Source organism: Pseudomonas sp. ES3-33, assembly GCF_000952175.1.
Classification (GTDB): domain Bacteria; phylum Pseudomonadota; class Gammaproteobacteria; order Pseudomonadales; family Pseudomonadaceae; genus Aquipseudomonas; species Aquipseudomonas gregormendelii.
In genome coordinates this window covers 36,627-49,674 of sequence record NZ_JZRI01000059.1, presented here as the reverse complement: position 1 = coordinate 49,674, position 13,048 = coordinate 36,627, and the positions used below count along the sequence as shown (strand labels likewise).

Sequence of the window (13,048 nt, the reverse complement as noted above, 5' to 3'; positions counted from 1 at the left end):
CATGCAGGATGAGTTCAACGATCCGCTCTGGCGCACGGTGCTGTCCGGCGCGCAGATGCTGTTCGTGGCCTTTGGCGCCCTGGTTCTGATGCCTTTGATTACGGGTCTGGACCCTAACGTGGCGCTGTTCACCGCAGGGTTGGGGACGATCCTGTTCCAGATCGTCACCGGTCGTCAGGTCCCGGTATTCCTGGCGTCGAGCTTTGCCTTCATCACTCCGATCATTCTCGCCAAAGGCCAGTTCGGCCTGGCGGCAACCATGGGCGGCGTGATGGCAGCAGGTTTTGTCTACACCTTCCTCGGCCTCGCCGTGAAGATCAAGGGCACCGGCTTCATTGACCGCCTGCTCCCACCGGTGGTGATTGGCCCGGTGATCATCTCCATCGGCCTGGCCATGGCGCCGATTGCCGCCAACATGGCGATGGGCAAGGCCGGCGACGGTGCCGAGCTGATTCCTTACCAGACGGCAATGCTGATCTCGATGCCCGCCCTGCTCACCACCCTGATCGTGGCGGTATTCGGCAAAGGCATTTTCCGCCTGGTGCCGATCATCTCGGGTGTGCTGGTGGGGTTCGCCATGGCGTTCTATTTCGGCGTGGTCGACACCGCGAAGATTGCTGCCGCGCCCTGGTTCGCGATCCCGCACTTTACCGCACCGGAGTTCAACTGGCAGGCGATCCTGTTCATCGTCCCGGTGGCCCTGGCGCCAGCGATCGAACACATCGGCGGTGTCATTGCAGTTGGCAGCGTGACTGGTCGTGACTACCTGAAGAAGCCGGGCCTGCATCGCACCCTGCTGGGTGACGGCATTGCAACCACGGCAGCCGGCCTGTTCGGCGGCCCGCCCAACACCACTTATGCCGAAGTGACCGGCGCGGTGATGCTGACCAAGAACTACAACCCGAAGATCATGACCTGGGCGGCGGTCTTCGCCATCAGCCTGGCGTTCGTCGGCAAATTCGGCGCGCTGCTGCAAAGCATTCCGGTACCGGTGATGGGCGGGATTCTCTGCCTGTTGTTCGGCTCGATCGCGGCAGTGGGGATGAACACGTTGATTCGCCACAAGATCGATCTGGGCGAAGCGCGCAACCTGGTGATTGTGTCGGTGACACTGGTATTCGGGATTGGCGGGGTGCTGGTCGGCACTGGCACAGGGCCGGACGATTTCGGCCTCAAAGGCATTGCGCTGTGCGCGGTGGTGGCCATTGCCCTTAACTTGCTGCTGCCAGGGAATGACAGCTGGAAGCACAAGAAGGCGGATGAGCCTCTGCTGTAAGCCAGGTTTGAAATCGCCATCGCGGGCAAGCCTTGCCCCTACAGATCCTCAGTCGAACCACATGGATGCGCACTGACATGAAATCTGTGGGAGCTAGGCTTGCCCGCGATGCTTTTACAGCGCCAAAGGCGCTCGCTCGCACAACGTGCTCAACGCCTTAGCCCACTGCGGGTCATCGTTCAGGCACGGCACCAACACCAACTCCTCTCCCCCCGCTTCACGGAACTGCTCCAGCCCGCGGTCGCCGATCTCTTCCAGGGTCTCGATGCAATCGGCGACAAACGCCGGACACATCACCAGCACCTTCTTAACCCCCATTCCGGCCAACTCATCAAGGCGGGCTTCGGTGTAGGGTTCGATCCACTTCGCCCGACCCAGGCGCGACTGGAATGACACCGACCACTTGCCGTCCGGCAGCCCCATCCGTTTGGCGAACTCCGACGCGCTGCGCAGGCATTGGGCCCGATAACAGGTGGCCAACACTTCTGGCGAAGCGTTCCTGCAGCAGTCTTCATTCTTGAAACAGTGCTGCCCCGTGGGATCCAGCTTGGTCAGGTGGCGCTCGGGCAAGCCGTGAAAACTCAGCAACAGGTGATCGTAATCCTGCTCCAGGTATGGCTTGGCACTGGCAACCAGCGCGTCGAGGTACTCCGGCTGATCGTAAAAAGGCTGCAGCACCGAGAACTGCACATCCAGCTGGTGCTCGCGCACGACCCGCCGCGCCTCTTCAATCACCGTGGTCACGGTGCTATCGGCAAACTGCGGATACAGCGGTGCGAGGGTAATTCGCTTGTGGCCCTGGGCAACCAGTTGCAACAGTTTGGACTCGATCGACGGCTCGCCGTAACGCATGGCCAGCTCAACCGGCCCCTGGGTCCAGTGCGCAGTCATGGCCTGCTGCAGACGACGGCTGAGCACCACCAGCGGCGAGCCCTCCTCCCACCAGATCGAAGCGTAGGCGTGCGCCGACTGTTCCGGGCGCTTGATCAGGATCAGCGAGACCAGCAGGCGTCGCACCGGCCAAGGCAAGTCGATTACATACGGGTCCATCAGAAATTGATTGAGGTAACTGCGCACATCCGCCACCGAAGTGGAGGCCGGGGAGCCAAGGTTGACCAGAAGCAATGCGTGATCGGTCATGCAACGTCCTATTTCAAAGGCGGCTGGACAAGTCGTCCAAAGCCGCACGCAAATCGGTGAACTGGAAGGTGAAACCCGCTTCCAGCAAGCGGACCGGCATGGCCTTCTGGCCACCCAGCAACAACAGGGACATTTCCCCCAGGCACACTTTCAATGCCAGGCTCGGCATTGGCATGAACGCTGGACGATGCAGCACCGCACCCAGGGTCTTGGCAAACTCGCTGTTGCGCACCGGTTTCGGCGCGCAGGCATTATAAGGACCGCTGGTGGTGTTCTGGTGCAGAAGAAAATCAATCAGGCCGACCTGATCCTTGATATGGATCCAAGGCATCCACTGCCGACCATTACCCAGAGGCCCGCCCATCGCGAGTTTGAAAGGCAGTAACAGGCGCGACAAAAAGCCGCCATCGGCCGACAACACCAACCCGGTGCGGATCAGGATGACGCGCAGGCCCAAGGCCTCGGCACGCTGGGCAGTTTCTTCCCAGGCGATGCACAGCTGACTGGCAAAATCGTCAATCACCGGTGCCGACTCCTCGGTCAACTCGCGCTCGCCTCCGTCGCCATACCAGCCGACCGCAGAACCGGAGATCAGCAGCGCCGGTTTCTGTTCACGGGTTTCCAGCCAGGCCAGCAAGGATTCGGTCAGGGTGATGCGGCTGCTCCACAACAGTGCCTTGCGTCTGGATGTCCAGGGTCGATCAGCAATGGGCGCGCCTGCCAGATTGATGATGGCATCCAAAGGTGCCTGCCCGAGGTCTTCCAGCCGGGCAATTCCACGGACCTGGGCGCCGCATATTTTCGCGACCTTTTCCGGTTGGCGGCTCCAGACGGTCAGCGTGTGTCCCTGGCTCAACCAGTGTTGGCAGAGTTGGCGCCCTATCAACCCAGTACCGCCGGTCAGCAATATGTGCATGACTTCTTCCTCGCGTGGCCTTTTATCCTGCTCACTAGTCTATTTTTATAAGCAGGGATCTTTGGTATCGGGCAGTGTCTGTTTAAACAATAGGCCAACCTGTCAGAACTAGAACGCTAAAAGTTATACCAAAAAACAATATTGTACAGGTTTAAACCACGGCGTAGTCTGTACAGAAAGGTAAACGAGGCCCCTATGACTGTACCTATCGCAATCATCGGCACCGGCATCGCCGGGCTCTCCGCCGCCCAAGCCCTGACAGAGCTCGGGCATGTTGTTCAACTTTTCGATAAAAGCCGCGGCAGTGGCGGTCGCATGTCGAGCAAGCGCAGTGATGCGGGGGCTCTGGACATGGGCGCGCAGTATTTCACTGCCCGTGACCGCCGCTTCTCCACGGAAGTGCAGCGCTGGCAAGCCCAGGGTTGGGTCGCCGAGTGGACGCCACAGCTGTACACCTTCCACGGTGGCCAACTGAACCTTTCGCCGGATGAACAGACCCGTTGGGTTGGCACACCGCGCATGAGCGCCATCACTCGCGGCCTGCTGGGCGACCTGGAAGTGCAGTTCGGTTGCCGGATTACCGAGGTCTACCGCGGTGAACAGCACTGGCACCTGCAGGACGCCGAAGGCTTTACCCATGGCCCATTCAGCCACGTGGTCATTGCCACCCCCGCCCCGCAGGCGACTGCCTTGCTCGCCTCGGCGCCTAAGCTCGCCGGTGCCGCCGCCGGGGTAAAAATGGACCCGACCTGGGCCATCGCACTGGCGTTCGACCAGCCGCTGGACACACCTATGGAAGGTTGTTTCGTGCAGGACAGCCCGCTCGACTGGCTGGCGCGCAACCGCAGCAAACCCGGGCGTGACACCGCGCTCGACACTTGGGTGCTGCACGCGACCAGTGCCTGGAGCCGGCAACACATCGACCTGCCCAAGGAAGCCGTGATCGAACAATTGCACGGCGCATTCGCCGAATTGCTGCACAGCGCCATGCCGGCGCCCACCTTCAGCCTGGCCCACCGCTGGCTCTACGCCCGTCCAGCCAGCAGCCATGAATGGGGCACCCTGGCTGACGCCGATCTGGGACTCTATGCCTGTGGCGACTGGTGCCTGTCGGGCCGCGTCGAAGGCGCCTGGCTCAGCGGCCAGGAAGCTGCCCGTCGTCTGCACGAGCACTTGCAATGAATCGCATCAACCCAAGTAAACTGCTGCTGTCGAAATGGACAGCAGCCCAACCGCAACACCGCGAAAAACACTTTATGGTGACCGAGCTGTTCCGTGATGAGGAAGGTGTGGTGCTGGAAATTGAGTTGCAGGCGGTATTAACCAAACGCAATCAACGCATGGATTGGCAAGCCCTGAAAAACAGCGACGCCTGGAAGTTGGGCTGGAATTAACCACCGGCAGGCGCGAGCTTGCTCGCGAAGAAATCCCAGACGTCGCGTTCATCCAGATTCCCCACGTCCTCGTTCACCACCCTCGTCATCAAGCTCGCTCCTGCAGAGTCCTGGCAGTCTAAACGCCGCCCGTGGCAACCCCCGCCGGCAGGGCATGCACAAGCTCCTCACAAAACCTGTACAAATGATTTGACTTGTACAGCTTCGAATCTATGATGAAGTCATGTTGTACATATCTTCGGGTTTGTACAGGTCTGGATTCGAGGTGCCCTGATGTCCAACTCCGCCGTGAAACCGAAAATTGCCATCAGCGCCTGCCTGATGGGCGCCGAAGTTCGCTTCAACGGCGGACACAAGGAATCGCGGCTGTGCAGTCGCACTCTCACCGATTACTTCGAGTTTGTACCGGTCTGCCCTGAAGTGGCGATAGGCCTGGGTATCCCGCGCCAACCGATTCGCCTGATTGGCGACCCTGAACATCCTCAAGCGGTCGGCACGGTCAACCCGGACCTCAATGTCACTGAGCCGCTGGCCGCCTATGGCGAACAAATGGCCGCTGAACTGGGCGATATCTGTGGCTACATCTTCATGCAGAAGTCGCCTTCCTGCGGCCTTGACCGGGTCAAGGTCTACCATGCCAACGGTGCACCGGTAGACGGCGGCGGACGCGGCATCTATGCCCAGGCCTTTTGCGAGCGTCATCCGGACTTGCCGGTGGAAGAAGACGGCCGGCTCAACGATCCGGTACTGCGGGAAAACTTCCTGACTCGGGTGTTCGCCTATAGCGCCTGGCAACAATTACTGCGCGAAGGGCTGAGCCGTCGCGGCCTCACCGAATTCCACTCACGCTACAAATACCAGCTGATGGCTCATAACCCGGTGCAGTACAAAACCCTGGGCAACCTGCTGGGCACCATGGGTCAGACAGAGCCCGACACCATCGGCCCGCGCTATTTCAGCGAGCTGATGGCAGCCTTGAAAAAATGCGCCACGCGGCGCACCCACAGCAATGTCTTGCAGCACATCAGCGGTTATCTCAAACAGGCGATAAGTGCCGAAGACAAACAGGAAATGCAGCACGTTATTGGCCAATACCGCCACGGCATCGTGCCATTGGTGGTGCCCATGACCCTGCTCAAGCACCACTTCCGCCAACACCCGGACCCTTACATCGCGCAACAGGTTTACCTGCAACCGCACCCGGAAAACCTCAGCCTGCGAAATGCGATTTAATGACTAACCCACTCGACACCAGCGCCAGCGAAGACCTCGGCGACGATTTCAAGAAAGCCCTGGACGAAGGCTGGCTGCCGATCCGTGAAGTGGCTCGGCAAACCGGCGTGAATGCCGTGACCTTGCGAGCCTGGGAACGGCGTTACGGTTTGATCGTGCCGCAGCGCACGCCCAAGGGGCATCGGCTGTTCTCGGCTGAACATGTGCAACGTATCCTGACCATCCTCACCTGGCTCAATCGTGGCGTGGCTGTCAGCCAGGTCAAGCAATTGCTCGACACTCCACAAGTCACCAGCGAACCGATCGAAAACGATTGGCATGTGCTGCGCCAGACCTTGCTGCTGGCAGTCACCGGACTGAATGAACGTGCCCTCGACGACGCCGTCAATCAGGCGATGGCGCTGTACCCACCGCGAACCTTGTGCGAGCAGCTGTTGCTGCCGCTGCTCAAGGAGCTGGAACAACGCTGGCAGGGCCAATTTGGCGCGCAGATGGAGCGAGGTTTCCTTTACTCCTGGTTACGCAGCAAGTTCGGCGCGCGCATTTACCACAACAACCGGCAATTACGCAGCGCACCTGTGCTGCTGGTCAATCAGTCAGACCTGCCACTGGAACCGCACCTGTGGCTGACCGCCTGGCTCATCAGCAGCGCCGACTGCCCCGTCGAAGTGTTCGACTGGCCGCTACCGAACGGGGAGCTGGCCCTGGCGGTTGAACACCTGCAAGCCCGTGGCGTGCTGCTGTATTCCAGTAAAGCGATGAACCTGGGTCAGCTACCGAAACTTTTGAATGGCATCGGTTGCCCAAAATTGATTGCCGGACCGACCGTCTGCATTCACCACGTCGAGTTGTCCGCAAAAACCTCCGGTATTCCCGAGCTGTTCCTGGCCGAAGATCCCCTGTCGGCGCACCAGGAACTGGTCCTGCGGGGGGTCATCTGATGAGCTCAACGGACACCCGCATGCAATTGATCTGGCTGCGCAGCGACCTGCGCCTGCACGACAACACCGCGCTCTCGACCGCTGCTGCCCGTGGCCCGTGCGTGGCCGTCTACCTGCTGAGCCCGCAGCAATGGCTGGAGCACGACGATGCCGCGTGCAAGGTGGATTTCTGGCTGCGCAACCTGGCCGTGCTCAGCCACTCGCTGGGCGAACTGAACATACCCCTGCTGATCCGTACCGCCACCCACTGGCATCAAGCGCCACAAGTGCTGCTCGAGCTGTGCCAGCAACTGCAGATCGAAGCGGTACACGTCAACGAGGAGTACGGCGTCAACGAAACCGCTCGAGACGCTGCGGTGGCCGAGGCGCTCGAGGCCAAAAACATCGGTTGGCATAGCTATCTCGACCAACTGTTCTTCAAGCCAGGCAGCGTGCTGACCAAGACCGGTACTTACTTCCAGGTCTTCAGCCAGTTCCGCAAGGTCTGCTACGAACGCCTGCACCGCTCATTGCCGGGCCAAGTACCGGCACCCGCGCCACAAACCGCGCTGGACATCGAGAGCGACAAAGTCCCGGCCCAGGTAGAAGGCTTCGAAGCGCCTGGCGAACACTTGCGTTCGTTTTGGCCGGCGGGTGAAGCCGAAGCCCGGCGCCGCCTGGACGCCTTCGTCGATGCCCAGATCGACTACTACAAAAGCGAGCGGGACTTCCCTGCCAAACCCGGTACCAGCCAGCTGTCGGCCTACCTGGCAGCCGGCGTGATCTCCCCGCGCCAATGCCTGCACGCGGCCCTGCAAAGCAATCAAGGCGAATTCGAGAGCGGCAAGGTCGGGGCAGTCACCTGGATCAATGAACTGCTGTGGCGCGAGTTCTACAAACATATTCTGGTCGGCTACCCGCGGGTCTCTCGCCACCGGGCGTTCCGCCCGGAAACCGAGGCCCTGGCCTGGCGCGACGCGCCTGAAGAGCTACTCGCCTGGCAGGAGGCACGCACCGGTTTGCCGATCATAGATGCCGCCATGCGCCAGTTGCTTGAAACCGGCTGGATGCACAACCGGCTGCGCATGGTAGTGGCCATGTTTCTGACCAAGAACTTGCTGATCGACTGGCGTGAAGGCGAGCGCTTCTTCATGCGCCATCTGATCGACGGTGACCTGGCGGCGAATAACGGTGGCTGGCAGTGGAGTTCCTCCACCGGCACCGACTCCGCCCCCTATTTCCGCATCTTCAATCCGCTGAGTCAGTCGGAAAAATTCGACACTGAAGGCCTGTTCATCAAGCAGTGGGTACCGGAACTGAATGGGTTGAATAAAAAGGAAGTGCACAACCCGGCCGATCTTGGTGGGCTGTTCGGCGTTGCCGACTATCCATCGCCGATCGTCAATTTGAGCACCTCGCGCCAACGGGCGCTGGCTGCATTCAAGAACCTGCCGTCGAGGCAGGACGCAGGAGGCGGCCATGCATGATGTAGCAGTGAGCCTTGCCACACAGTTTGCACTGGGCCCGGTGATCGCCGGGCTGCAAAGGAGAATGGGATGAGCCTTACACCTGCACGCCGTTATTGGTTGACCGGCGCCAGCAGCGGCATTGGCGCCGCATTGGCCGAAGAGATCCTCAAGACTGGCGCGCACCTGGCCGTCAGCTCGCGCTCGACGGCGCCGTTGAAAGCGCTGGCGCAACGGTATCCCGGTCAAGTCCTGGTCGTGGCGGGCGACCTGACCAACAGCCAGACGGTCCGCGAGATCGGCGAGCAGATCACCGAGCAATGGGGGTCGCTGGACACCGTCATCCTCAATGCCGGCACTTGCGAGTATGTCGACGCCCAGCAGTTCGATGCCTCGATCATCGAATACGTGGTGCGCACCAACCTGCTCGCCAGTGCCTACTGCGTTGAAGCCGCGCTGCCTCTGTTGCGCGCGGGCACCGCGCCGCACCTGGTGGGAGTGGCCAGTTCGGTCACCTACCTGCCGCTGCCACGGGCCGAGGCCTACGGCGCATCGAAGGCGGGTTTGCGCTACATGTTCGAATCCCTGCGCATCGACCTGGCGTGCGAAGGCATCGAAGTCACCGTGGTCAGCCCGGGCTTTGTCGATACACCGCTGACCGCCAAAAACGATTTTCCGATGCCCCTCAGCTGGCCTGTGGATAAAGCCGCCCGGCATATTTTCGCCAAGCTGAATAACCGACCACTGGAAATCGCCTTCCCGGCGCTGTTCATGGCGGCCCTGTGGCCACTGTCGAAGATGCCCAACTGCGTCAAGCTGGCGATCGGCAAACGCATGGTGCGCAGCAATCCACCGATACAGGACATCCCGTGAAAATAGCCATCATTGGCAGCGGCATTTCGGGGCTGACCAGCGCCCACCTGCTCAACCGCAGCCACGAGATCACCCTGTTCGAAGCCAGCGACTGGATCGGCGGACATACCCACACGGTGGATGTCACCGTGGATGGGCGCAATTACGCCGTGGACACGGGTTTCATCGTGTTCAACGACTGGACTTATCCCAATTTCATTCGCTTGCTCGGTTTGCTCGGTGTGCGCTTCAAACCCACCACCATGAGCTTTTCCGTAACGGACCCGGACAGCGGCCTGGAATACAACGGCAACAACTTCAACAGCCTGTTCGCCCAGCGCAGAAACCTGCTGTCCCCCGGGTTCTGGGGCATGTTGCGCGACATTGTGCGCTTCAACAAAGAGGCGCTGCGCGACCTGGAAGAACAACGGATCAGCGCTGACACCACCCTGGATCAATACCTCAAGGCCGGCAAATACGGCGAACGATTCATCCTGCATTACATCGTGCCCATGGGCTCGGCAATCTGGTCGATGTCCATGGCTGACATGCTGGCTTTCCCACTGCAGGCGTTCGTGCGGTTTTTCAAGAACCACGGCCTGCTGTCCGTGACTCACCGCCCGCAGTGGCAGGTGATCGAGGGCGGCTCGAGTGCCTACGTGGCACCTTTGATCGCGCCGATGGCTGACCGGATCCGCGTCAACTGTGCGGTCACGCGAGTCGAGCGTGACGCCGACGGCGTCGTTATCCACAGTGCTGCCGGCGTCGAGCGCTTTGATAAAGTGGTGTTCGCCTGTCACAGCGATCAGGCGCTAAAACTGCTGTCCGCCCCGAGTGCCGCCGAGCAATCGATCCTCGGTGCAATGCCCTACGCCGATAACGAAGTGGTGTTGCACACCGATACTCGCCTGCTACCCGAATGCGAACTCGCCCAGGCGGCCTGGAATTATCGGCTTGGAGGGCCCGGGCACACGTCAGCGGCCGTCACCTACGACATGAACCTGCTGCAGGGCATCGACAGCCCTACCCGGTTCTGCGTCAGCCTGAACCAGAGCGCAGGCATCAGCCCATTCAAGGTACTGGCCAAATACACTTACGCTCATCCGCAGTTCAGCCTGTCTGCGGTCGCCGCCCAGGCTCGCTGGGAAGAGCTCAACGGTGCGAACCATACCTGGTACTGCGGGGCTTATTGGGGCAACGGATTTCATGAAGATGGCGTGGTCAGCGCACTGCGCGTGGCTGGCGCGTTGGGTGAAACCCTGTGAACAGCGCCCTCTACAGTGGCTGGATTGCTCACCGACGGTTCAGTCCGCGGCAGCACCAATTTCGCTACCGGATCGGCTTGCTCTACCTGGACCTCGACGAGCAGGACGCGGTACTCGCGCTGTCGCCGCTGGCGGGTCGCAGCCGCCTGGCGCCGTTCTCGTTTCGTGAAGGTGATTATCTCAAGGCCTTTACCGGTACCGGCATGCGCTTGATCGACGCGGTGCGCCAACAGGTCGGCCAGGCCATCGGCCATGAGCCGCAAGGGTCGATCTGCCTGCTGACCCAGGTACGCAGTTGGGGCCTGGCGTTCAACCCGGTCAGTTTTTTCTACTGCCACGAAGCCGATGGCCAACTGGCGGCGATTCTCTGCGAAATCACCAATACCCCCTGGCGTGAACGCTATCACTACGTGTTGCCGGCCAGACCGCCGGAAAACCTTGCGGATTTCCATCAGCATTTCGCGGTGGCCAAGGCCTTTCATGTATCGCCTTTTTTACCCCGGGACCTTGAGTACCGGATGAGCTTCAGTCCTGCCGCAGCAAAACTGGGCGTGCACATGGCGGACTGGCAAGGCGAGCTGAAGCTGTTCGACGCCACGCTCAACCTGGAGCGCGAAGCCCTCGATCGCACCAGCCTGCACCGATACTTGCGTCGCTTTCCATGGATGACCGGGAAAACCTGCCTGGCAATCTACTGGCAAGCCGTACGCCTGCTGTTCAAGGGCACCCCCGTTTTTGCTCATCAACCTGCCGATGGCAGCGTTCAAACCGCCACTGTTGTCCCCAAGGACTGCCGCCATGAAATCCTCTAGCGTTTCGGCCAAGGCCCCGTTGTTCAATACCAATGGCATCACAGGCCTGTTATTGCGTCGCGGGGTACTGCGGCAACTGGCGCACCTCAAACATGGACAGCTGGTGGTCGTTGAAGACGGCGAGCGTCAGATGTTCGGCACGCCAGGCAGCCATTTGCTCGGTGAAATCCACATTCTCGACGCCGCGGCCTGGGGCCTGGTGGCGAGCAACGGCTCGATCGGCGCCGGTGAAGCGTTCATCCATGGTTATTGGAGTTCGCCGGACCTGACTGCCGTCGTGCGGGTCTTCGTCAGCAATCTTGACGTGCTGGACGCCCTGGAACGCGGCCTGGCAAAGCTGGGGCGGCCGCTGGTGCGAGGTTTGCACTGGGTCAACCGCAACACGCGCAAGGGCTCGCAGAAGAACATCGCCGCGCATTACGACCTGGGCAATGAGCTGTTCGAACAGTTTCTCGACCCGACCATGATGTATTCGGCGGCACAGTTCCTCACGCCCGAGGACACTCTCGAGCAGGCGCAGTTGAACAAGCTGGAACGAATCTGCCAGAAGCTTGCGCTCAAGCCGACCGATCACCTGCTGGAGATTGGTACGGGCTGGGGCAGCATGGCGCTGTACGCAGCGCAGCAATATGGCTGCAAGGTCACCACCACCACACTGTCCAAAGAGCAGTTTGCATTTACCGCGCAACGGATCGAGGCGCTCGGGCTGCAAGATCAGGTCACGCTGCTGCTGTCGGACTACCGCGACCTCACTGGCCAGTACGACAAGCTGGTGTCGATAGAAATGATCGAAGCCGTCGGCCACCGCTTTCTACCGACTTACTTCAAGCAATGTGCGCAGTTGCTCAAGAGCAACGGCCTGATGCTGTTGCAAGCTATCACCATTCGCGACCAGCGCTACGAGCAGGCCAAGAGCAACGTCGACTTCATCCAGCGCTACATTTTCCCCGGAGGCGCCCTGCCCTGCGTGCAGAAAATGCTCGAAATCGTCAGCCGCGACACCGACATGAACCTGCTGCACATGGAAGACTTCGGCCTGCACTACGCCAAGACACTGCGCCTGTGGCACGAGAATTTTCGTCGGGCGCACAACCGCCTGAGCGAAATGGGTTACGACGATCACTTCCTGCGGCTGTGGGAGTTCTACCTGTGCTACTGCGAAGGTGGTTTCCTGGAACGCACCATCGGTACCGCGCAAATGCTGCTGGCCAAACCGGCGGCAATCACTGAGCCGCTGCTGGGTCGATTTCATGCGTGAGCGCTTTGCCAATGGCGTGCTCTTCCAGATGGGCTGGTTCGCTTGCGTAATGGGTGGCGACAGTTTGTGGTTACTGGTGCCACTGGCGGCATTGGTGATCCATCTGCTGTGGATAAGTCGCTGGAGCGATGAAGGTCACTTGATTCTCAGTGTGGTCCTGCTGGGGACTACAGTGGACAGCACACTGCGCTGGCTGGGGGTGTTCGACTTCACCGACGTCGCGCCATTGATACCCCTGTGGCTGATGTTGCTCTGGGCACTGCTGGCCACGACCTTGCGCCACTGCCTGGCCTGGAGTGCCAAACCGTGGTGGCTTGCCAGCATTCTGGGCGGCCTTGGCGGGCCGCTGTCGTATTACGCCGGCAGCCAACTGGCCGGCGTGCAGTTTCCCTATGGACCCTGGCCGACACTGGTGGGCATCGGCCTGCTCTGGGCGCTGCTGTTTCCGGCACTGCATTTCATGGCCCGACGGCTGGCGGCGAACACTCCACACTAAACGTCTGTCAGGGCTTTCAC

13 protein-coding genes are annotated in these 13,048 nt (G+C 60.6%); 11 read left to right on the top strand and 2 right to left on the bottom strand.

The window, feature by feature from the left end; genetic code table 11:
- Position 1: 1 nt before the first annotated feature.
- On the top strand, positions 2-1,276 hold the full coding sequence (locus tag UB23_RS10425; RefSeq protein ID WP_045059240.1) for a uracil-xanthine permease family protein: 1,275 nt from the start codon (positions 2-4) through the stop codon (positions 1,274-1,276).
- A 114-nt stretch (positions 1,277-1,390) separates the two neighbouring features.
- On the opposite strand, the gene hemH is transcribed toward UB23_RS10425, so the two are convergent.
- Positions 1,391-2,416, bottom strand: coding sequence for a ferrochelatase (gene hemH / locus UB23_RS10420; protein ID WP_045059239.1), 1,026 nt, complete (start codon positions 2,414-2,416; stop codon positions 1,391-1,393).
- Between the two features lie 13 nt (positions 2,417-2,429).
- Positions 2,430-3,332, bottom strand: coding sequence for a TIGR01777 family oxidoreductase (locus UB23_RS10415; RefSeq protein ID WP_045059238.1), 903 nt, complete (start codon positions 3,330-3,332; stop codon positions 2,430-2,432).
- Positions 3,333-3,527: 195 nt separating this feature from the next.
- Between UB23_RS10415 and UB23_RS10410 the strand changes: the two genes are divergently transcribed.
- From UB23_RS10410 to UB23_RS10365, 10 genes are all read left to right on the top strand, one after another.
- Positions 3,528-4,514, top strand: a complete 987-nt coding sequence (locus UB23_RS10410; protein ID WP_045059237.1) for an NAD(P)/FAD-dependent oxidoreductase — start codon at positions 3,528-3,530, stop codon at positions 4,512-4,514.
- Positions 4,511-4,726 (top strand): TIGR02450 family Trp-rich protein, encoded by a 216-nt coding sequence (locus UB23_RS10405; RefSeq protein WP_045059236.1) that lies wholly within the window; start codon positions 4,511-4,513, stop codon positions 4,724-4,726. The genes UB23_RS10410 and UB23_RS10405 overlap by 4 nt, the downstream gene beginning before the upstream one ends.
- Positions 4,727-4,999: 273 nt before the next feature.
- Positions 5,000-5,959, top strand: coding sequence for a YbgA family protein (locus UB23_RS10400; protein WP_045059235.1), 960 nt, complete (start codon positions 5,000-5,002; stop codon positions 5,957-5,959).
- Positions 5,959-6,900, top strand: a complete 942-nt coding sequence (locus tag UB23_RS10395) for a MerR family transcriptional regulator (RefSeq protein WP_045059234.1) — start codon at positions 5,959-5,961, stop codon at positions 6,898-6,900. Before UB23_RS10400 ends, UB23_RS10395 begins: the two co-directional genes overlap by 1 nt.
- Positions 6,901-6,920: 20 nt before the next feature.
- On the top strand, positions 6,921-8,366 hold the full coding sequence (gene phrB / locus UB23_RS10390) for a deoxyribodipyrimidine photo-lyase (protein WP_152644261.1): 1,446 nt from the start codon (positions 6,921-6,923) through the stop codon (positions 8,364-8,366).
- A 69-nt stretch (positions 8,367-8,435) separates the two neighbouring features.
- Positions 8,436-9,218, top strand: coding sequence for an SDR family NAD(P)-dependent oxidoreductase (locus tag UB23_RS10385; protein ID WP_045059232.1), 783 nt, complete (start codon positions 8,436-8,438; stop codon positions 9,216-9,218).
- Positions 9,215-10,462, top strand: a complete 1,248-nt coding sequence (locus tag UB23_RS10380; protein ID WP_045059231.1) for an NAD(P)/FAD-dependent oxidoreductase — start codon at positions 9,215-9,217, stop codon at positions 10,460-10,462. Before UB23_RS10385 ends, UB23_RS10380 begins: the two co-directional genes overlap by 4 nt.
- Positions 10,459-11,274, top strand: coding sequence for a DUF1365 domain-containing protein (locus UB23_RS10375; RefSeq protein ID WP_045059230.1), 816 nt, complete (start codon positions 10,459-10,461; stop codon positions 11,272-11,274). The genes UB23_RS10380 and UB23_RS10375 overlap by 4 nt, the downstream gene beginning before the upstream one ends.
- Complete coding sequence (locus tag UB23_RS10370; RefSeq protein WP_045059229.1) at positions 11,261-12,532, top strand: SAM-dependent methyltransferase; 1,272 nt, start codon at positions 11,261-11,263, stop codon at positions 12,530-12,532. The genes UB23_RS10375 and UB23_RS10370 overlap by 14 nt, the downstream gene beginning before the upstream one ends.
- Positions 12,525-13,028, top strand: coding sequence for a DUF2878 domain-containing protein (locus UB23_RS10365; protein ID WP_045059228.1), 504 nt, complete (start codon positions 12,525-12,527; stop codon positions 13,026-13,028). Before UB23_RS10370 ends, UB23_RS10365 begins: the two co-directional genes overlap by 8 nt.
- Positions 13,029-13,048 lie beyond the last annotated feature (20 nt).

Bases quoted from the DNA above. Each gene is read 5' to 3' on its own strand.
- UB23_RS10385 (WP_045059232.1), top strand. From the start codon at position 8,436: ATGAGCCTTACACCTGCACGCCGTTATTGGTTGACCGGCGCCAGCAGC.
- UB23_RS10365 (WP_045059228.1), top strand. From the start codon at position 12,525: ATGCGTGAGCGCTTTGCCAATGGCGTGCTCTTCCAGATGGGCTGGTTC.
- phrB (WP_152644261.1), top strand. From the start codon at position 6,921: ATGCAATTGATCTGGCTGCGCAGCGACCTGCGCCTGCACGACAACACC.
- hemH (WP_045059239.1), bottom strand. From the start codon at position 2,416: ATGACCGATCACGCATTGCTTCTGGTCAACCTTGGCTCCCCGGCCTCC.
- UB23_RS10370 (WP_045059229.1), top strand. From the start codon at position 11,261: ATGAAATCCTCTAGCGTTTCGGCCAAGGCCCCGTTGTTCAATACCAAT.
- UB23_RS10395 (WP_045059234.1), top strand. From the start codon at position 5,959: ATGACTAACCCACTCGACACCAGCGCCAGCGAAGACCTCGGCGACGAT.
- UB23_RS10425 (WP_045059240.1), top strand. From the start codon at position 2: ATGCAGGATGAGTTCAACGATCCGCTCTGGCGCACGGTGCTGTCCGGC.
- UB23_RS10400 (WP_045059235.1), top strand. From the start codon at position 5,000: ATGTCCAACTCCGCCGTGAAACCGAAAATTGCCATCAGCGCCTGCCTG.
- UB23_RS10405 (WP_045059236.1), top strand. From the start codon at position 4,511: ATGAATCGCATCAACCCAAGTAAACTGCTGCTGTCGAAATGGACAGCA.
- UB23_RS10410 (WP_045059237.1), top strand. From the start codon at position 3,528: ATGACTGTACCTATCGCAATCATCGGCACCGGCATCGCCGGGCTCTCC.
- UB23_RS10415 (WP_045059238.1), bottom strand. From the start codon at position 3,332: ATGCACATATTGCTGACCGGCGGTACTGGGTTGATAGGGCGCCAACTC.